17 protein-coding genes are annotated in these 18,899 nt (G+C 64.1%); 5 read left to right on the forward strand and 12 right to left on the reverse strand.

Features of this window, described 5'->3' with window-relative positions; genetic code table 11:
• The first annotated feature begins 54 nt into the window (after positions 1-54).
• Together AKN84_RS05705 and AKN84_RS05710 are read left to right on the forward strand one after the other, a co-directional pair.
• Entirely contained in the window at positions 55-621 is a 567-nt protein-coding gene (locus AKN84_RS05705) for a hypothetical protein (protein WP_193399629.1), read from the forward strand.
• Positions 622-838: 217 nt separating this feature from the next.
• Entirely contained in the window at positions 839-1,588 is a 750-nt protein-coding gene (locus AKN84_RS05710) for a hypothetical protein (RefSeq protein WP_050419774.1), read from the forward strand.
• A 60-nt stretch (positions 1,589-1,648) separates the two neighbouring features.
• On the opposite strand, the gene AKN84_RS05715 is transcribed toward AKN84_RS05710, so the two are convergent.
• The 5 genes from AKN84_RS05715 to AKN84_RS50595 form a co-directional block, all read right to left on the reverse strand.
• A complete protein-coding gene (locus AKN84_RS05715; RefSeq protein ID WP_347337300.1) occupies positions 1,649-2,152 on the reverse strand; it encodes a Mov34/MPN/PAD-1 family protein in 504 nt (167 codons plus the stop codon).
• Entirely contained in the window at positions 2,113-3,906 is a 1,794-nt protein-coding gene (locus AKN84_RS05720) for a ThiF family adenylyltransferase (protein WP_050419775.1), read from the reverse strand. The genes AKN84_RS05715 and AKN84_RS05720 overlap by 40 nt, the downstream gene beginning before the upstream one ends.
• Entirely contained in the window at positions 3,899-5,116 is a 1,218-nt protein-coding gene (locus AKN84_RS05725; RefSeq protein WP_050419776.1) for a nucleotidyltransferase domain-containing protein, read from the reverse strand. The genes AKN84_RS05720 and AKN84_RS05725 overlap by 8 nt, the downstream gene beginning before the upstream one ends.
• A 14-nt stretch (positions 5,117-5,130) precedes the next feature.
• Entirely contained in the window at positions 5,131-6,324 is a 1,194-nt protein-coding gene (locus AKN84_RS05730; RefSeq protein ID WP_050419777.1) for an SAVED domain-containing protein, read from the reverse strand.
• A gap of 334 nt (positions 6,325-6,658) precedes the next feature.
• The gene (locus tag AKN84_RS50595) at positions 6,659-6,961 is read right to left on the reverse strand and encodes a DUF1810 family protein (RefSeq protein WP_157863256.1); all 303 of its coding nucleotides are present in this window, start codon (positions 6,959-6,961) and stop codon (positions 6,659-6,661) included.
• A gap of 532 nt (positions 6,962-7,493) precedes the next feature.
• Between AKN84_RS50595 and AKN84_RS05735 the strand changes: the two genes are divergently transcribed.
• From AKN84_RS05735 to AKN84_RS05745, 3 genes are read left to right on the forward strand one after another with little or no spacing between them, the layout of a single operon-like run.
• Complete coding sequence (locus tag AKN84_RS05735; RefSeq protein WP_050419778.1) at positions 7,494-8,513, forward strand: TRAP transporter substrate-binding protein; 1,020 nt, start codon at positions 7,494-7,496, stop codon at positions 8,511-8,513.
• 37 nt (positions 8,514-8,550) lie between these two features.
• Positions 8,551-10,437 (forward strand): TRAP transporter large permease, encoded by a 1,887-nt coding sequence (locus AKN84_RS05740; RefSeq protein ID WP_050419779.1) that lies wholly within the window; start codon positions 8,551-8,553, stop codon positions 10,435-10,437.
• Between the two features lie 25 nt (positions 10,438-10,462).
• On the forward strand, positions 10,463-12,112 hold the full coding sequence (locus AKN84_RS05745; RefSeq protein WP_050419780.1) for an acyl-CoA synthetase: 1,650 nt from the start codon (positions 10,463-10,465) through the stop codon (positions 12,110-12,112).
• A gap of 10 nt (positions 12,113-12,122) precedes the next feature.
• Here AKN84_RS05745 and AKN84_RS05750 read toward each other — a convergent pair whose 3' ends face one another.
• The 7 genes from AKN84_RS05750 to tmk all read right to left on the reverse strand — a co-directional run bounded on the left by AKN84_RS05750 (position 12,123) and on the right by tmk (position 18,899).
• Positions 12,123-12,590 (reverse strand): MarR family winged helix-turn-helix transcriptional regulator, encoded by a 468-nt coding sequence (locus AKN84_RS05750; RefSeq protein ID WP_050419781.1) that lies wholly within the window; start codon positions 12,588-12,590, stop codon positions 12,123-12,125.
• Positions 12,571-13,329 (reverse strand): nitroreductase family protein, encoded by a 759-nt coding sequence (locus AKN84_RS05755; RefSeq protein ID WP_050419782.1) that lies wholly within the window; start codon positions 13,327-13,329, stop codon positions 12,571-12,573. Before AKN84_RS05755 ends, AKN84_RS05750 begins: the two co-directional genes overlap by 20 nt.
• Positions 13,330-13,481: 152 nt before the next feature.
• A complete protein-coding gene (locus AKN84_RS05760; protein ID WP_050419783.1) occupies positions 13,482-14,288 on the reverse strand; it encodes an MBL fold metallo-hydrolase in 807 nt (268 codons plus the stop codon).
• Positions 14,285-15,076: a TatD family hydrolase gene (locus tag AKN84_RS05765; RefSeq protein WP_050419809.1), complete on the reverse strand. Its 792-nt coding sequence runs from the start codon at positions 15,074-15,076 to the stop codon at positions 14,285-14,287. The genes AKN84_RS05760 and AKN84_RS05765 overlap by 4 nt, the downstream gene beginning before the upstream one ends.
• Positions 15,077-15,090: 14 nt before the next feature.
• Positions 15,091-17,070: a methionine--tRNA ligase gene (metG, locus tag AKN84_RS05770; protein WP_128970475.1), complete on the reverse strand. Its 1,980-nt coding sequence runs from the start codon at positions 17,068-17,070 to the stop codon at positions 15,091-15,093.
• 105 nt (positions 17,071-17,175) lie between these two features.
• The gene (locus tag AKN84_RS05775; protein WP_050419784.1) at positions 17,176-18,216 is read right to left on the reverse strand and encodes a DNA polymerase III subunit delta'; all 1,041 of its coding nucleotides are present in this window, start codon (positions 18,214-18,216) and stop codon (positions 17,176-17,178) included.
• Positions 18,213-18,899: a dTMP kinase gene (tmk, locus tag AKN84_RS05780; protein ID WP_050419785.1), complete on the reverse strand. Its 687-nt coding sequence runs from the start codon at positions 18,897-18,899 to the stop codon at positions 18,213-18,215. Before tmk ends, AKN84_RS05775 begins: the two co-directional genes overlap by 4 nt.

Consider the following 18,899-nt stretch of genomic DNA (forward strand, 5'->3'; position numbering starts at 1 on the left):
AAATCGAGTCGTTCCTAATGCGGAGATCGAGTCGTTCTCAAAGAGTCCGCACACATGACGATCGGCGCGATGTGGGAAGCGTGGCGCTTGGTCGACGACCGCTTCCTCAAGCGGCCCCTGGGCAGGGAATTCCTGCCGCTGCTCGACCGACCGGCGGCCGAGGCGCTGGACCGCCTGAAGAAGCGGTTCGGCAAAGGAAGCGGCCTATCGACGGTCCGCAACAACTTCGCCTTCCATCATCCCACGATCGACGACATCGACGCGGCCTTCGAGAAGGCTGCCGGCGAAATCGACAGCGAGGAAGCGGACTGGGCCGCTTACTTCAACACCGCGCTGCTCAACACGTTCTTCTTCGTGTCCGACTACGTGTTGGTCCACGGCATGGCGCAGGCGCTGGGCGAGTCCGACGTCAACGAGGCCGCCCGCAAGCTGCTCGGCGAGATGGCGCCGGTGGCGAACGACCTGTCGGAATTCGCATTCGGCTTCACCGCCGCGATCTTCAAGCGACATGTCGGTCCCGAGCTGACGATGACGAGAGTGGCTCTGGTCGACGATGCTCCGGACATCGACAACATCAGCTATCCGTTCTTCGTCGAGACCCCGAGCCTGCGCAACAATTGAACATCCGACTTGCCCGGAGCTCGGCTTACCACCGCACAGGCAAACGAGACGAGGGGACCGCGATGTATCTGGGAATCGACCAACAGTCCGGCCTAGTCTACGAAGCTTCGATGCCCCCGTTCTTCCGGTCGTGCCTAGACCGACCGTCACGCAAGCCAAGCTTATCAGGCGCGAGGAAGATTGGAACGACCTGCCGACCGGAATTGCACACTCTCCGATGTCGTGGATTTTCCGGGAAGACACGTTCGATCCCGTCACGCGCACTCGACGCGGGCGACTTTTCCAGCCGGAGGGTGCACAGCCGGCGCAATACAAGGTTCTGCCGGACCCATACGAAGATCCCCACGGGCGGTCCGTCGGCGCCCAAGGCCGAACGACGAAGACCCTCTATGGCTACAAGGCATGCGCGTCGTTGCTTCGAGAGCCTCAGCGGGGCATGGGATTGAAGCTCGCGTTGGGAGTGAGGGATGCAGCCTCCGCCTGGCGCATCATACAAACCGAGGTCGTCGCCAACGGCTGCGTCATGATCACGCTCAAGTCGTTTTCGGCATTCGGCATCCTTCCTGCGGTCGACATGGCAACGATTCCCGCAGAATTCGAGCCCGCGATTTCTCAAACCGTCGCGCGCGCACTCGATTCGGCCTTTCGGGAAACGCCGGTATCAATGATCGACCAATGTCGAAACGCCTTGACCGCGCTCCTGTCGCGCTGGCTCGTCACCCAAGGGCATGACCGTTCCATTCTCGGCGAAGACCTTGGAAGGATCGCGACGATCGTCGGCCAGCCACCTTACAAAAAAGGCATGGTAAGCAACCTCGCCCAAGTCGTGGCGAGACTGCATTCCCGCGGCAAGACCAACGAGGCGCATACAAAGGGGCTGCGCGACCCGGTCGACGAAGACGCTGAATTGGCGCTTCATGCGTTGGGTTTCACGCTGCGTGACATTGGTTGGGCGGACGGGCATTAGAGTCCGCAACCGCCAATGGCGGCGACAAGCGCAGACGGTTCTTGGTAGGGCCTTTCCGCGTCACGATCGCGTCAGCTGATGGACCATCGACCGATCGCAGATCGAAACGAACATGCTGTCCGGGAGCGCAGCCCTTCCCACGATCACCATGACGAAACCGTTGAGCGCATGCTGCGAGCGACGAACGCAGTCCGAAATGTTGCGCGTGTCGACGGTCGACGGCGATGCGACGTCCTCGGGATGGGTGTGCCAGCAGCCGACGAAATGCAGCCCTCGCGAAAAGCCGGCATCGATTTCCGTCTTCTCCGCTTGCTCGTCGGGCTGGTTGGAATAGCGGGATCTTCGGTCGGTCGGTCTCGGACCCGTCGCCTCGCAGACATCGATGATTGGCAGGTCGAAGCGAGCGAACAGTAGCCCGCCGGCTTCGCGGTGCCAAAACCGGATTTGCCGATGCCTGTCGAAACGCTGAAGGACCGTGGGAGCGAAGCGGAGCGATTGCCCTGAGTGTCCGATATCGAAAGAGATCACGCCGCCAAGACTTTCCCGGCCGGTCGCAGGCCCCACTGCCGTTCGACCATCATGCCTCCTTCCAGCGCCTGAGGAGCGATCTCGCGGAGCATTTCGCTCCAGCTGCCGCCGGCGGCTTCGACGAAGGCACGGCGCGCAAGCCACATGCGATGCGTGCTCGGTCCGATGGTGCCGAGAAGACCGTCGAGCGCAGCCTGGGCGATGAGCGACGTGATGAAGCCGAGCTCGACGGGGCCGTAAGGCTCGAACGCCGCGCCGCAGGCTGGTTCGTATCGGCGCGTCTCTTCCGGCCAGTGCGTGGCGACGACGTCAGGCTCGCCGGTCTCGTTCAGTCCATCACGAAGGCTGCCTCCGGACGAGGACAGGATGACGGCGTGACCGGCGGTCGCGTGCGGCTCCGTCCAGCCGTAAACGATCGGAAACGGCCTGCCATTTGCCTGATGCCACTCGTCGAGCAACGACTCCGCCGGCCAGTCGCCGAGAGCCGAAACGATGAGGTCGACGTGCTCCAAAGGCCCGTCCGACCGAACCAGCAGATCCTGAACCTTGGCGATGTGGTGCTCGACCTCGACATGGGGAAGGTCGGCGCGTATCCGCTTCGCGAGCTCGGAGGCCTTGGGATACGAAATCGATCTGACGCCGAGAATGTGACGGCCGACGTTGGCTCCCGTCAAGCTCTGCTGGTCAACGAGAATAAGCTTCGCCACGCCCGCTCGCGCGAGACTGAGGGCGACCGGCGCCCCTACGGAGCCGCAGCCGAGCAGCGCCACGGTGGCCCCGCGCAAGGTCGCGATGCGCGGATCCTGCGCCCGCCCGTGTACCCAGGTGGGATCGACCCTTTCCACCGGAAGACGGCCTGCCGGATCGCCGCCGAACAGTCGCGAGAGGACGACGTGCTCAGGCACCCGAGAAGGACGAAATCCTTTGGCGAGCGGATCCCCGCCGCGAACGATCGCGGGTCGGCTGATGACCGTCGTAGCGATTGCCGGACCGTGCTCGGTCGAGGCGCCGAGCGCTACGAACAGGCGAGGGGGCACCTCGCGCGAAAGTCCTTCGAGGAGAAGATCGGCAACGCCGGCATCGGCGGCAAGCGCGTAAACGTCCTTCGCAGCCTTGGGATACTGCGAGGGGAGGAGCGGCGTTTCCAGCCAAGCCAGCACGCCCCCTCGCGAGACCATGTCGGCCGAGGAGAGGGCGGAGTTGAAATTCTTCAGCCACCGCTGCAGCTGGCCGTCGTCGTCAGCCAGCACGATGTGACTGCGGCCCTCCCATACCCTGATTGTCCGAGAAGGCGGAGCCGGCTCGACCAATGAAAGGACGGTCCCCTCCGTCCCCTTCTTGGCATGGTCCCAGTAGGTGAGAAACTCGGATTTGAAGTCGTCTTCGTGCTCGCCGCGCACGAAACCTTCGATCAACTTGATCGCCTTATCGAGCAACACCGCGACGCCCGCATAGGGATCGTCGACAGAAAACGTAGCGTGATCAGGCACCAGGCAGAGAACGCCGTCGTTTTCCACGTGGGGCCACGTCAGAAAGCGCGGGCGATCCACCACCGCGATCCGCGCCGGGACGGAAGGAAAGCCGGCGGATACGATGACGTCGATGCGCCGGCTGCGATCGGAGAAAGGGTATTCGAACCGCCACCCTGCTGCGGGATCATGCTTCCGGTATTTCGCCAGATCCTCCGCGCTCAACCTCGGCGGCCGCAGCCCGGCGTGCCACCAGCCGGCCTGCACCGCACCGATGGCCGATCTGAACCGCTTTGCGAGCGGGTGGTCGCCCTTAGGCACTCCGACGATCTCCTTTGAGCTGCACCGCCGAACTCTTGGCTTGTGCCTCGTTGCTGATGAGGCCTTTTGACAGAACGGCAGGAGCGGCCAGACCTGCGACGGAACGCTTCATCACGCGTTCCGCCGTTCCGCTGCCCACGCCCTTCGCCAGATGCTCGGCGATCAGCTGCTTGTTCGATAGGACCGCCGCGCGCGAAAAATCTTCGCGGGCCCGAGCGAGCCACTCGAAAAATGCGGCCGCGCGCTCGGGATGCTTCTTCCACTTGTCGGCAAAATTCTCCGACGGGTCGCTCGGGTTGGCGATGACCAGGCTGCCGTCCTGCGACCGCTCGATGAACCGGTCCATGTTGGTGAGGATCGCGAACAACGCATCGGATATCTTGTCTTCTCCGTTGTAGGCGTGCGCCGAGAGCGTGGTCAGGATGATCGAGATCGGGCGTTCGTCCGAGCGGGTGATGAACATGATGTCGCGGTGCCGCTTGAGGATCATGATCGCCGACTGCAGGGGCGTCCTGACTTCGTAATCCGGGATCGGCTCCGTGCCCGCGCGCAAGCTCTTGCGCATCAGCTCCCGCTTGCGCAGTTCGAAGATGACCGCCATGCGGCTGTGGAACCACTTCAGATATCCCCGCGGGTTCGATCGCGGCCATGTCGGGGACAGTATCGCGTAGAAGGGGTGGTCGAAGTCCGTGATGGCGATCGCGGTGTCGGCGAGAGACAGGTCGAGGCCACGGGCCTTGAGCAGCACTACCTGCTCCAGCCCGTTGAGAAGCCCGGGCGTCACGTCCATATGAAACTGTGCGCCATCGGCGTATTCCAGCCTCCAGCATCGGCGATGCTCGACGACCGGCTTGTTCATGCGCCGATAGGTCGCGTACAGCCTCATCTCGACGCCGAGACGGCGCTTGAGTTCCTTCTGGGCGATTTCGCCCTTCGTGAGCTTGCGGAATTCAACGACGGCATCGATATCGTAGTGCTCGTCATCGCTGATCGGTACGACCACAGTGCCGAGCCCAAACGATCCCTGGACGTGAACCTGAGGGTCGAATTGCCGGATGCTCGAGTCTTCGCGATTGAGCCATTCGCCAAGCGACTTGTAGCTGGTCTCCGCCTGCTTGTAGCGATACGGGGGGATCTCGAGCTCTTCGGCGAGCGCTTCGAGAAACTCCTCGGCTTCTCTGGTGATCGTGGGACGCAGGTGCACGTTCATAGGCCTCTCCTTTGTCAGCCGGTGTGTTCGAGCGTATGGGCGTGGATGAAGCCGCCCAGCTTCCTGTTCTGGTCGTAGACTTCGAGGGTAGGGTGGGCCTTCGGCTGCCAGGACCGGCCCGCCTCGACGGCGACGGATACGGGTACGGCGGGAAAGATGCGCACCACGCAGTTCTCGCCGCTCGCGTACTTGATCTCGTCCAGTGTGGATCGGAATAGCCGCGCGAACTCCGCCAGGTCGATCGGGCGGCGCATGATATCGTTGTGGGCCCCGCCGGCGGCGATGGACCAGATGGCGGCGCCGGCGCCAAGGACCGAGACGATGCGGTCGTCGGCAATGGGAGCGCTCACCTCGAGTTTCAGCGCGACGGGACCGTCGGTACGCGACGGGCGTTTCACGTCGAACTCGATGGGCCGTCCATCCGGGTCCCACTTCCATCCCTTGGGGCTGCGCAGGAGTTGTCGAACTTCGGCTGTCGCGATGTCGGAGATCAGGCGACCGAGTTCGAAGAGCAACGGGATCGGCGCCAAACCGAAAACGGCAAGCCGCCGAATTTCCTGACGCTCCATGCGGCCGCGCACCTTCTCGGCAAAGCCGGACCGGAGATTGCGTACATGAGTGCGCCAAAAGTCGGGATCGTGGTCGGGCAGATCGAGGGTCGCGAGGTCGAGGTCGATCCAACCGTCGTCGAACGGATAGCGGTCAGGGATCATCGCCCATTTCAAGTCGCCCTTGGCGACCGGAGACTCGTTCGTCCCGATCCGAGCCGCGTACCGGATGATGTGGCTGCCGAAATCCTCGTCGATGGCGGTCACGGTCCGGATGCGCGCTTCGTGGCGGCGCTTCATCGCCGTCAGAACTTCTTCCGGATGCTCGGCCACCATCTCGCGGTCGAATACGCGGTGGTGCACGTCACAGACGAGCATCAGGTTGTCGGGATCGTGGGCGAGAAGAGGGGAACGGATCGGATCCCCGCGGGGTCCGTCGGGAGAGTCGGCGACGATGTGTCCGATGTAAGCCGTGTTTGCGTTCGCTGCGCCCGAGATCTGATCGCCAATGAGAAGCTTGTTGCAGCCCGCATATTGGCAGCGGCCGGCTGCCCGCGCCCAGACAACGTTCTCGATCCTTTTAGGCAGCGCTTTTCGCTTCGTCGGGCGCGGTGTTTGCAAGGGCTGGCGTTTGCGGTTCTCCGATGCTGTTGCCTTCATGGCGCCCTCCGCGACGAGATCCGGGCGGGAGAGTCATTGCTCAGTGACGCATGAAGGCACTTGCTTGCATCGGGAGAATCGAGCCATGCAGGAACCGAACTCGAAGTAGGCGAGGAGCCCGCCAAATAACCGGCGTCCACCATTCGCGTGGTGGTCACGCGGGCGTGGACCTTGCCGCCGAATTGCGCGCAAACGCGCGAATGCCGTCTCAAGACCTGCATTTGTCCCCCCGGTGCGCGCTATCCTTTCCCCAACAGCGCGTGGGTGTTCCTTGACATGGTATTTCCGTGCTCAATCTTCAAGATATAGACGGCGGAACCCTGTTAAATACTACCTATTGACAATTGGCGAATCGGCCGACTTGGGAACACCGCCTGATTCGGTGCGAAGCCGCGACAGTCCGCAGCACGCCGTAGGACACGCCGTGCGATCCGCCGTCCCACGGGACCTCGGTCAACCGGCTTTGCTTTCCTGAAGGATTGGCAGGGGCGCCCGATTTTTGCCTTCCGGATAGCTTCGAGACGGTTTTGAACAGCGTCATACTCGATCGAAGCTTCATGCCATCCGGTGACCCGAAAACATCGGTGATCCACTTGTCATTCGCCGCATGACGAGCTTTGTGGCGCGGTCTTAGCACATCATGTTGCAGAGCAAGCGGCGGCTTCGGCGCGTGAGGTGATAGCGACCGCTGCGCGTCAGCGCTCGTCCTGTGGCGACGTCTGACGTGGTCTTCGGCGAAGACATTCCCGCACGACCAGTTTTCCTTGGCGATGGAGAGCCTGGAGCAGGCGCGGATGACTCAGATCAAGCGCGATAGACTCAGATCTAATCAGAACCGACACCAGGCACCACCGGTCCACATCCATAATTCGCATAAGGTATATTATGGAATATTTATATCTACAATTAGATCAGATATTTAGTGGGAAATCTTCGCACCGGACCGCAGCCAGGCGTCTGTCCTGATCTATCCCGGCTATCGGTCCAGCCGATCCGGATCACACCGCGATCAACGCGCCCGCGTCTCGTCAGAAAGCCGATATTGCCGCGGCGTACGGACGCTGCAATAAGCCCCAGCTGTGCAGAGATCGCTGGTGACCCCGCGGCATCAGGTCCGTATAGGATGGCATCTCAGAACAACAACAAGCCTCTCGAGGGAGCAAACACCAATGAGCTTTTCACGACGCACGCTGCTGAAGGTCTCCGCCGCTTCCGCCGTCCTGGGCGGAATTGGCGCGCCGTATGTCGCGCGCGCCCAGTCGGCCGAGTTCTCGTACAAGTTCGCCAACAACCTGCCGGAGTCGCACCCGCTGGTGGCGCGCGCCCGGGAGATGTCCGCGGCGATCAAGACCGAGACCAATGGCCGGTTTGACCTCCAGGTGTTCCCGAACAACCAGCTGGGCTCGGATACCGATGTGCTGAGCCAGGTGCGTTCCGGTGGCGTCGAGTTCTTCACGCTGTCCGGCCTGATCCTGGCGACCCTGGTGCCGGCGGCTTCGATTAACGGTATCGGCTTCGCATTCCCTGATTATCCCACGGTCTGGAAGGCCATGGACGGCGATCTCGGCGCCTACGTCCGCGGCGAGATCAAGAAGGCCGGCCTCGAGGTCATGGACAAGATCTGGGACAACGGCTTCCGCCAGACCACGTCGTCGACCAAGCCGATCAACGGGCCCGACGACCTCAAGGGATTCAAGATCCGCGTGCCAGTGTCGCCGCTGTGGACCTCGATGTTCAAGGCGTTCGATGCATCGCCCGCCTCGATCAATTTCAGCGAGGTCTATTCGGCGCTGCAGACCAAGATCGTCGAGGGCCAGGAAAATCCGCTGGCGCTGATCTCGACCGCGAAGCTGTATGAAGTCCAGAAGTACTGCTCACTGACCAACCACATGTGGGATGGCTTCTGGTTCCTGATGAACCGCCGGGCCTGGGCGGCTTTACCGGACGATATCAAGACCATCGTCGCCAAGCACGTCAACGCGGCGGCCGTGAAGGAACGCGAAGACACCGAGAAGCTGAACGCGACCGTGAAGCAGGAACTCGCGGGCAAGGGCCTCGTGTTCAACCAGCCCGAGGTCGGGCCGTTCCGCGACAAGCTCCGGACCGCCGGCTTTTACGCCGAGTGGAAGGGCAAATACGGCGAGAAGGCCTGGGATCTGCTCGAGAAATCCGTCGGCAAACTGTCCTGATCGATCAGGCGGGAGGCTCGCCAGCGGGAGATTTGCTATGGCTCATGTCGAGATGACGCCGGCCGTGGCCGGCGAGGCGGCATCACAGGCCCCTCGCCGCCGCTCCTTTCTCGGTTCCATCGAGGCGGCGCTCGGATGGCTGGTCGAGATCCCGGCGGCGATCCTTGTCGTCGCCGAGGTCGTGATCCTGTTCGCTGGCGTGGTGTCGCGCTACGTGCTGCATGCGCCGCTGATCTGGTCCGACGAACTGGCTTCGATCCTGTTCCTGTGGCTTGCCATGCTCGGATCGGCGGTGGCGTTCCGCCGCGGCGAGCACATGCGGATGACGGCGCTGGTCGCGAGCGCCGGGCCGAGGCTGTGGGGCTATCTCGACGTCGTCGCGACCTGTGCCGCGCTGGCGTTCCTGATCCTGATCGTGCGGCCGGCCTATGAATACGCCTACGAGGAAAGCTTCATCACCACGCCGGCGCTGCAGATTTCCAACACCTGGCGCGCGGCGGCGCTGCCGGTCGGCACCTGCCTGATGGCGCTGTTCGCGCTGCTGCGGCTGGCGCGGGTCGGCGAGTTCAAGACCTTCCTGCTGGCCGTGCTGACCGTGGCCGCGCTGATCGGCGTATTCTGGCTGGCGCAGCCGCTGCTGCGGCCGCTCGGCAACCTCAATCTGATCATCTTCTTCGTCGGCGTGGTCGGCTTCTGCGTGTTCGCCGGCGTGCCGATCGGCTTTGCCTTCGGCATGGCGATCTTCGGCTATCTGGCGCTGACCACGCGGACACCGCTGATGGTGCTGGTCGGCCGGATGGACGAGGGCATGAGCCATCTGATCCTGCTGTCGGTGCCGTTGTTCGTCTTCCTCGGCCTGCTGATCGAGATGACCGGCATGGCGCGGGCGATGGTCGCGTTCCTGGCGAGCCTGCTTGGGCATGTCCGCGGCGGCCTGCATTACGTGCTGGTCGGCGCCATGTACCTGGTGTCCGGCATTTCCGGATCGAAGGCCGCCGACATGGCCGCCGTCGCGCCCGTGCTGTTCCCGGAAATGAAGCAGCGCGGCGCCAAGCCGGGCGATCTGGTCGCCCTGCTCGCCGCCACCGGCGCCCAGACCGAGACCATTCCGCCGAGCCTCGTGCTGATCACGATCGGTTCGGTCACCGGCGTCTCGATCTCGGCGCTGTTCACCGGCGGCCTGCTGCCGGGCGTCGTGCTGGCGATCACGCTGTCGGGGCTGGTGTGGTGGCGCTACCGCGGCGAAGACCGCAGCCACGTGCAGCGCGCCACCGGCAGCGAGATCGGCAAGGCGTTCGTGTTCGCCCTGCCCGCATTGGCCCTGCCCTTTGTGATCCGCTACGCCGTGGTCGAAGGCATTGCCACCGCCACCGAAGTTTCGACAATCGGCATCGTCTACGCCTTCGTCATCGGCCTCCTGATCTACCGCAAGTTCAGCTGGCGGCGGCTGGTCCCGATGCTGATCGACACGGCGTGCCTGTCGGGCGCGATCCTGTTCATCATCGGCACCGCGACCGGCATGGCCTGGGGCCTGACCCAGTCCGGCTTCTCACGGGCGCTGGCGGCGGCGATGACCGGGCTGCCCGGCGGTTCGGCGACCTTCATCGCGGTCTCGATCCTGGCCTTCGTGATCCTCGGCAGCGTGCTCGAGGGCATCCCGGCGATCGTGCTGTTCGGGCCGCTGCTGTTTCCGATTGCGCACCAGGTCGGCGTCCACGAGGTGCACTACGCCATGATCATCATCCTGGCGATGGGCATCGGGCTGTTCGCGCCGCCGTTCGGCGTCGGCTATTATGCCGCCTGCGCCATCGGGCGCGTCGATCCGGCCGAGGGTATCCGGCCGATCTGGGGCTACATGCTGGCGCTGTTGATCGGCCTGATCATTGTCGCCATCTTCCCCTGGATATCGATCGGTTTCCTTTAAAGCACCTTGCGGATCGGATAGAGCCATGAGTGCAGCTCAAAACCAGTACTCGATCGGGCTCGACAAGACGCCCGCCAACTACGTGCCGCTGACGCCGCTGAGCTTCCTGGCGCGCTCGGCCGCGGTCTATCCCGACCACGTCAGCGCGGTCTATGAGGGCCGTAGCTTCACCTGGAAACAGACCTACGAGCGTTGCAAACGCTTCGCGTCCTATCTCTCGGGCCATGGAATCGGTCATGGCGACACGGTCGCGGCGATGCTGCCGAACATCCCGGCGATGAACGAGCTGCACTTCGCGGTGCCGATGACCGGCGCGGTGCTCAATGCCTTGAACATCCGCCTCGACGCGGCGTCGATCGCGTTCCAGCTCGACCATGGCGGCGCCAGGATCATCCTGGTCGATCCCGAATTCTCCGGCGTGATCGCGGAAGCGCTGACGCTGATGAAGGGCCCAAAGCCGTTCGTGATCGATGTCGATGACGCGGCGTTTGTGGGCGGCAAGCGGATCGGCGAGATCGAGTACGAAGCAGCGGTCGCGGCTGGCGATCCGGCATTCGTGGAACGGCCGCCGGCCGACGAATGGGATGCGATCGCGCTGAGCTACACGTCGGGCACGACGGGCAATCCCAAGGGCGTGGTGACCCATCATCGCGGCGCGTACCTGAACGCCGTCAGCAACATCCTCGCCGGCAATCTCGGCCAGCATCCGGTCTATCTCTGGACGCTGCCGATGTTCCACTGCAACGGCTGGTGCTTCCCGTGGACGATCGCAGCGACCGCCGGCGTCAATGTCTGTCTGCGCAAGGTCGATCCGGCCAAGATCTTCGAGCTGATCCCCAAGCACGGCGTCACCCACATGTGCGGCGCGCCGATCGTCTACAACACGCTGATCAACGCGCCCGATGCGCCGAAGGGCGGCAAGGCCAAGCCGGTCATCGGCCTGATCGCGGGCGCAGCGCCGCCGGTTGCGGTGCTCGAGGGCGCCGAGCGCATCGGCGTCAAGCTGACCCATGTCTATGGTCTGACCGAGGTCTACGGCCCCGCGTCGGTCTGCGCCGAGCAACCCGGCTGGGACGAACTGTCGGCCGATGCGCGTGCGCAGCTGAAACGGCGTCAGGGCGTGTCTTATCCGCTTCAGGAAGGCGTCACGGTGCTCGATCCCGAGACCATGCGCGAGGTGCCGCGCGATGGCGAGACCATCGGCGAGGTCATGTTCCGCGGCAACATCGTGATGAAGGGCTATCTCAAGAACGAGAAGGCGACGCAGGAAGCGTTTGCCGGCGGCTGGTTTCACACCGGCGATCTCGGCGTGCTCGACGAGCACGGCTACGTCATCATCAAGGACCGCTCCAAGGACATCATCATCTCCGGCGGCGAGAACGTCTCCTCCGTCGAGGTCGAGGACATCCTCTACAAGCACCCGGCCGTGCTGTTCGCGGCGGTCGTCGCCAAGCCCGATCCGAAATGGGGCGAAGTGCCCTGTGCCTTCATCGAGCTCAAGGACGGCGCCAAGGCGACCGAGGCCGAGATCATCGCCTATTGCCGCGAGCACATGTCGGGCTTCAAGACACCGAAATCAGTGGTGTTCGGCGTGATCCCGAAGACATCCACGGGCAAGATCCAGAAATTCCTGCTGCGCAACGCAGTCGGATCGGCCAAGGCGATTTCGGCGTAAGCTGCGGCGCTCAGCCCTCCGCGAGGCGGCCGAGCAGCTCGTACAGCAATCGCTTCTCGTCGGCCTTGAGCGGCGCCAGTGTCGTCGCGGTGCATTCGGTCTCGATCGGAATCAACTGCTCGACCAGCGCCGCGCCGGCCGCGGTCAGATCGATCAGGATCAGCCGCTTGTCGGTCGGATCGCGCCGCGTCGCGAGCAGGCGCCGCTTCTTCAGCCGCAGCACGACGTCGCGGATGTTGGCCGGCTCCATCGCGACCAGCCGTCCGAGCAGGTTCTGCGACAGTGCCCCGCGTTCGTAGAGCCGTGCGAGCGTCGCGTATTGCGGCGCCGTCAAATCGTAGGACCCGATCCGCTCGACCAGGTTGGACGAGGCGCGCTGATAGGCCCGGCGCAGCAGGAAGCCGACCTGGTCCTCCAGCCTGTAGCTCGACGCAAGGCGTCTGACCGGCGCCTCTGCCTTAGTCGACGTTCTCGGCATCGCGGTACATCACCTTGTGGCGCGTGGCCGAAACCCATTCGTCGATCTCGGCTTCCGTCATGAAGTGCCGATCATCGAACCTGTTCCAGTTGCTGATGTCGGCCAGGCTCTTCTTCCAGCGCTTGTATGGCGGCTTGGCCGGCGGGCCGAAGCACATGATGTCGAGCACGGATAATTCGTCGGGGATGCCGAGCAGCGGCTTCATCGCCTGCTGCGCCTTCTCCTGCCCGATCGCGGTCACCCACCAGACGTTATAACCGAGGGCGGCCGCGGCGAGATGCGCCGACATCGTCGCCGCCGCGACGCTCTGCAACAGGATGCGCTCGGCATTCTCCTTGTACATCTTGTCGAGCTCGGAGCCGTCATTGAGCACCGGAAACGCCTTGACCCAGCGAAAGTCGCTGGCGACGACGATGAAACCTGGGGCCGACGCGAGGCCACGATAATCGGGCGTCGGAAACTTCATCTTGAGCCGGGCGCGCGCGACCTGCTCCTCGCGGAAATATTCGGTGATTTGGTTCTTCAAACTCTGATCAGTGACCACGATGAAGTGCCAGGGCTGCGCATTGGCGCCTGACGGCGCGTGCCGCGCCGCTTCCAGGATCATGTCGTAATGTTCCGGCGGCATCGCGTAGCTGGAGTCGAACGCCCGGCTCGTAAGCCGGTTCTTCACGATGTCCATCAGCGCGTCATACCGCGCGCGGTCGGTGTAATCCCGCACTGCCACAGCTTCCGCCATTGAGGCCTCCCGATATTGTTATGATCATAACGATATCGAAAGCGCGCAAAAGGTCAATGGCCGGCTGCGATGCGGCGCGATCAGCTTGGCGCGTGGAAACACGCGCCCGCGTCGACGCGTGACGTCCAGCCAGTTCAGGATGATTGAGGTCTTCAGCCCGCCCGATCGAGCGTGAGCCGCATCCCGTCATAGGCCGGGATCACGCCGGCCGGCAGGCTCTGCCGCAGTACCTCGTAGTCGAGGTCGGAATGCATGTTGGTGATCACGGCGCGCTTCGGCTTGAAGCGCTCGATCCACGACAGCGCGTCGGCGACGCTGAAATGGCTGGGATGCGGCGCATAGCGCAGGCCGTCGACGATCCAGAGATCGAGGCCTTGCAGCGCTGGCCAGCTCTCCTGGGGAATGTCGTGCAGATCGGGTGTGTAGGCGGCATCGCCGATGCGATAGCCGAGCGCGGGAATTTGGCCATGCTGCACCAGGAAGGCCTCGAGCTTCAGCGGACCGCCCTTCCCTTGCACCGTGTGGCTCTCGCCGGCCTCGATCGAATGCCGTGTCAGGATCGGCGGATAGTCGCTCCCCTCCGGCGAGATGAAGCAGTAGGAGAACCGCGCCATGATGTCCTTGGCGGTCGACTGGTTGAAGTAGACCGGGATGCGGCGGCGCTGGTGCAGCACCACCGAGCGCAGATCGTCGATGCCGTGGGTCTGGTCGGCGTGCTCATGGGTCAGGAACACCGCGTCGATATGCTCGACATTGGCATCGATCAACTGCTCGCGCAGATCGGGCGCCGTATCGATCACGACCCGCGTGGTGCCGTGCTCCATGGTGCGCTCGGCCATGATCGAGCAGCGGCGGCGGCGGTTTTTTGGATTGTTCGGATCGCAGGCGCCCCAACCGAGCGCCGGGCGCGGCACGCCGGCGGATGAGCCGCAGCCCAGGATTGTCAGTGTCAGCGTCATGCAGCAACCTTCGGCGCCGGCACCTTGGAGAACAGCCGGAAGAAATTTTCGGTGGTCTGCCGCGAGATCTCTTCCACGGAGACACCGCGGGTTTCGGCGAGCACCTTGGCGACCTCGACGACGTAAGCCGGCTCATTGCGCTTGCCGCGGAATTTTCCGGGCGCAAGATACGGCGCGTCGGTCTCGACCATGATGCGGTCGGCCGGCAACTCGGCGGCCAGCGCGCGGAGGGCGTCCGACTTCTTGAAGGTCAGGATGCCCGTGAAGGAGATCGACAGCCCGAGCGTGATCGCCTTCATCGCGAGTTCGCGCCCGCCGGTGTAGCAGTGCAGGACGGCCTTGAACGGCCCCTTCGCGACCTCGTCCTCCAGGATGCGGCCGCAATCCTCGTCGGCCTCCCTGGTGTGGATAACGAGCGGCAGGCCGGTTTCGCGCGCCGCCGCGATATGCGCACGGAATCCGCGCTCCTGCGCCTCGCGCGAACCATGCTCGTAGAAATAATCCAGCCCCGCCTCGCCGAGCGCCACGACCTTCGGATGCTTGGTCAGCTCGATCAGCTCGCTGGCCGGGATGCCGTCTTCTTCATCGGCATGATGCGGATGGGTGCCGACCGAGCAGTAAACGTCCGGGAAGCGCTCCGTGATCGCAAGCAGGCCGCCGAGCCGCTTCACGCGGGTCGAGATCGTCACCATACGGCCGACCCCGGCCGCTTCGGCACGCTCGACGATCCCGTCGAGATCGTCGGCGAAGTCAGGAAAATCGAGATGGCAGTGACTGTCGACCAGCATGAATTTCGAACCGCTCATTCGGTCTTCGGTTCCACGTAGCGCGGGAACACGCCGACAGGCGCCGGCAGCGTCGTACCCGGCCTGATCCGCTCTGCGATCGCCGTGAAGCTGCGGGCGTCCGCTGATATGCCGAGGCTGTCGAGCATCTTGCCGCAGGACTCGGGCATCACGGCCTGCGCCATGATCGCGATCTGCCGCACGACTTCGGCGGTGACATAGAGTACCGTCTTCTGGCGCGCCGGATCGGTCTTGGCCAGCGCCCACGGCGCCTCGCCGGCAAAGTAGCGGTTGGCCTCCGCGACCACGGCCCAGACCGTGTTGAGCCATTGATGGATCTGCTGCGCCGCCATCGCGGTCCTCGACGTCTCCAGCATGGCGTCGGCCTGCGCCAGGATTGCCTTGTCGTTGTCGCTGAACTCGCCGGGCTCCGGCAGCACGCCGCCGAGTTGCTTGGCGATCATCGACAGCGAGCGCTGCGCCAGATTGCCGAAATCATTGGCGAGGTCGGCATTGATGCGCGCGACGATGGCCTCGTGGTTGTAGTTGCCGTCCTGGCCGAACGGCACTTCGCGCAGGAAGAAGTAACGCACCTGGTCGACGCCATACTGGTTGGCGAGATTGAAGGGATCGACCACGTTGCCGACCGACTTCGACATCTTCTCCCCCCTGTTGAACAGGAAGCCGTGCGCATAGACGCGCTTCTGCAAGGGAATGCCGGCCGACATCAGGAAGGCCGGCCAGTACACCGCGTGGAAGCGGATGATGTCCTTGCCGATGATGTGCACGTCCGCCGGCCAGTAGCGCCAGTGCTTGTCGCTTTCGTCGGGATAGCCGACACCGGTGATGTAGTTGGTGAGCGCGTCGACCCAGACATACATCACGTGCTCGGGATCGTTGGGGACCTTGACGCCCCAGTCGAACGTGGTGCGCGAGATCGAGAGGTCCTTCAGCCCGCCGCGCACGAAGCTCATCACCTCGTTGCGGCGCGAATCGGGGCCGATGAAATCGGGCTGGCTCTCATAGAGGTGCAAGAGCTTGTCCTGGTAGGCCGAGAGCTTGAAGAAATAGCTCTTCTCCTCGACCCACTCGACCGGTGTGCCCTGCGGACCGCGGCGGACATTGTCCTCGCCAACAGTGGTCTCATCCTCGGCGTAATAGGCCTCGTCGCGCACCGAGTACCAGCCGGCATAGGTGTCGATATAGATGTCGCCATTGTCCTGCATGCGGCGCCAGATTTCCTGCACCGACTTGTGGTGAGCAGGTTCCGAGGTGCGGATGAAGCGATCGAAGGAGACGTTGAGCCGCTCGTCCATCTCCTTGAACCGCGCGGCGTTGCGGGTCGCGAGATCGTACGGCGTCATCCCCTCGCCCTGCGCGGTCTGGATCATCTTCTGGCCGTGCTCGTCGGTGCCGGTCAGGAAGAACACGTCCTTGCCGTCGAGCCGCTGGAAGCGCGCCAGCGCATCGGTCGCGATCGCCTCATAGGCGTGGCCGATATGCGGCTGGCCGTTCGGATAAGCGATCGCGGTGGTGATGTAATAGACGTTGCCGCGATCTGCGGCGGGGGCCGATGCAACCGCGGACACAGGAGCTGCAGCTGCGGGCTTGGCCTGCTTCGGCGCACGAACCGTTGCCGGCTTCGGAGCCTTCTCGGCAACCGGAGCCTTCGGAGCAGCGGGCTTCTTTGCAACCGTCGCAACGGCCGCTGTGGCGGCCTTCTTCGGCGCGGTCTTGGCGGCCTTCGCCGCAGCCTTCTTGACTGTCTTCTTGGCCGTCGTCTTCGCAGCCTTCTTCACGGTCTTTTTGGCTGCCTTCTTCGCTCCCGACTTCTTGGCTCCCGTCTTGGCCTTGGCGGCCTTCTTCGCCGCCTTGGCGGCGCGCCCGCCCTTCTTGGCCGCGCGCGATTTCGCAGCGGCCTTCCTCGTCGCGCGGGCGGCCGATGCCTTCTTCGTCTTCTTGGCCTTCTTCGACGATGTCTTCTTAGCGGTCGCCACCACGGAATCCTTTGCAGATCGAAACGAGATTGTCGGGAGTTTTGTCAGACAGATGTGTTTTGAGACAGACGTGTTTTGAGATAGATGCGTTTTGCGACTTGGCGTCTATCGGGTCGCGTCCGCGAGCATCGAAAACACCGAGAAAACCAGCGGCTTGCGCTCCAGATTGTAGGCCTCGGTATCGCGTGCGGCGCGGACGATCTTTTCCCATACCTCCGCCAGCCGTGCAAGGCGCGGCAGATTGGCATTGGCGTCGCCACTGCGCATGCGCTCGCTCATCCAGCGATCGATGCCGTCGATGAAAGCGGCGAGCGCGACGCGGTCGCTGGTGCCGAGCGCGTCGCCCAGCGCATGCAGCTCGCGCGGATCGACGCTCGGAAGTGTCGCGAGCAGCGCGGCCGTGCGCTGCTGCAGTTTGAGCGCGTCGCCGCCGAGCAGCGACAGCGCCCGGCCGACGCTGCCTTCAGAGGCCGCCGCGGCTTCAGTCAGCGCAGGATCGCCCGCTGCGATGTCGGTTGCGGCCGCGGCCGCGCGCACCACATCGTCGGTCTCCAGCGGCCGCAGCAGCAATTTGCGGCAACGGGACAGGATGGTCGGCAGCACCCGCGATGGCGCGTGGCTGACCAGCAGGAACAGCGACTGCTGCGGCGGCTCCTCGAGGATTTTCAGCAGCGCGTTCGCAGCGTTCGGATTGAGCTCGTCGACGGTGTCGACGATGCAGACGCGCCAGCCATCGACCGCGGCCGTCGAGCCGAAGAACGAGATCGTCTCGCGCGTCTCGTCGACCGTGATCACCGTGCGCATCACGCCGCGGTCGTTGAGGCCGCGCTCCAGCACCAGCAGGCCGCCATGGGCGCCCGCCGTGATCTGCCGCGCCACCGGATCCGAAGGATCGACCCGCAGCGTCGGCGCCGCCTGAACCTGCGACGATTTCGGATTGCGGAACGCCAGCACGAAGCGCGCCATGCGGTAGGCCAGCGTTGCCTTGCCGATCCCCTGTGCGCCGCCGATCAGCCAGGCGTGCGGAATCCGCCCGCTGCGATAGGCATCGAGCAAGGCGGTCTCCGCCTCGCGATGCCCGAACAGATCGGGTGTTTCGCGCGGATGGCGCGCTGTGCTCTCCTGCTCGACCTTGCGCGCGCTCATACGGGATTGTCCGCTGTGAGCGTTGCGCGCAGATGCTCGCGCAGCGCGGCCCATATCCTGGCCGTGACCGTGTCCGGATCGGGTGTGGCGTCGATCAGGACGCAGCGCTCCGGGTCTTCGGCCGCAATCCGGCGGTAGGCGTCACGCAAATCCTGATGGAACTTGATGCCCTCGGCCTCGAAGCGATCAGCCGACGCGTTGCCGCGGCGCGCGGCGGCGCGCTGCAGGCCGACCTCGACCGGCACATCGAGGATGAAGGTCAGATCGGGCTTGAGATCGCCGATGGTGACGCGCTGCATGGCGTTGACGAGTTCGGGCGACACCTGCCCGAGTTGGCCCTGATAGGCACGTGTGGAATCGAAGAAGCGGTCGCACAGCACCCAGATGCCCTGGTTGAGCGCCGGCAGGATCACGGTGCGGACGTGGTCGTCGCGCGCGGCGGCAAACAGCAGCGTCTCGGCCTCGGGTCCGAGCAGCTTGCCCATTCCCGACAGCACGAGATGACGAATGATCTCGGCCCCCGGCGAGCCGCCGGGCTCGCGGGTCACGATGGCGCGCAGCTTGGCGGTATCGAGGCGCTCGGCGAGCTTGCGGATCTGGGTCGATTTCCCCGACCCCTCGCCGCCTTCAAAGGTGATGAAGCGACCGCGCAAGCTCGGCCGTGGGACTGCTGCTTCCGCCAT

Origin of the sequence: Bradyrhizobium tropiciagri, assembly GCF_001189845.1 — a bacterium.
Taxonomy (GTDB): Bacteria; Pseudomonadota; Alphaproteobacteria; order Rhizobiales; family Xanthobacteraceae; genus Bradyrhizobium; species Bradyrhizobium tropiciagri.

What these genes read in the sequence shown, in the direction of transcription:
- AKN84_RS05730 (WP_050419777.1), bottom strand. Translation starts at nt 6,324, where the DNA reads ATGAAGGCAACAGCATCGGAGAACCGCAAACGCCAGCCCTTGCAAACA.
- AKN84_RS05725 (WP_050419776.1), bottom strand. Translation starts at nt 5,116, where the DNA reads ATGAACGTGCACCTGCGTCCCACGATCACCAGAGAAGCCGAGGAGTTT.
- AKN84_RS05760 (WP_050419783.1), bottom strand. Translation starts at nt 14,288, where the DNA reads ATGACGCTGACACTGACAATCCTGGGCTGCGGCTCATCCGCCGGCGTG.
- AKN84_RS05750 (WP_050419781.1), bottom strand. Translation starts at nt 12,590, where the DNA reads ATGCCGAGAACGTCGACTAAGGCAGAGGCGCCGGTCAGACGCCTTGCG.
- AKN84_RS05740 (WP_050419779.1), top strand. Translation starts at nt 8,551, where the DNA reads ATGGCTCATGTCGAGATGACGCCGGCCGTGGCCGGCGAGGCGGCATCA.
- AKN84_RS05755 (WP_050419782.1), bottom strand. Translation starts at nt 13,329, where the DNA reads ATGGCGGAAGCTGTGGCAGTGCGGGATTACACCGACCGCGCGCGGTAT.
- AKN84_RS05735 (WP_050419778.1), top strand. Translation starts at nt 7,494, where the DNA reads ATGAGCTTTTCACGACGCACGCTGCTGAAGGTCTCCGCCGCTTCCGCC.
- AKN84_RS05775 (WP_050419784.1), bottom strand. Translation starts at nt 18,216, where the DNA reads ATGAGCGCGCGCAAGGTCGAGCAGGAGAGCACAGCGCGCCATCCGCGC.
- AKN84_RS05705 (WP_193399629.1), top strand. Translation starts at nt 55, where the DNA reads ATGACGATCGGCGCGATGTGGGAAGCGTGGCGCTTGGTCGACGACCGC.
- tmk (WP_050419785.1), bottom strand. Translation starts at nt 18,899, where the DNA reads ATGGCGGAAGCAGCAGTCCCACGGCCGAGCTTGCGCGGTCGCTTCATC.
- AKN84_RS05745 (WP_050419780.1), top strand. Translation starts at nt 10,463, where the DNA reads ATGAGTGCAGCTCAAAACCAGTACTCGATCGGGCTCGACAAGACGCCC.
- AKN84_RS05765 (WP_050419809.1), bottom strand. Translation starts at nt 15,076, where the DNA reads ATGCTGGTCGACAGTCACTGCCATCTCGATTTTCCTGACTTCGCCGAC.
- AKN84_RS05710 (WP_050419774.1), top strand. Translation starts at nt 839, where the DNA reads ATGTCGTGGATTTTCCGGGAAGACACGTTCGATCCCGTCACGCGCACT.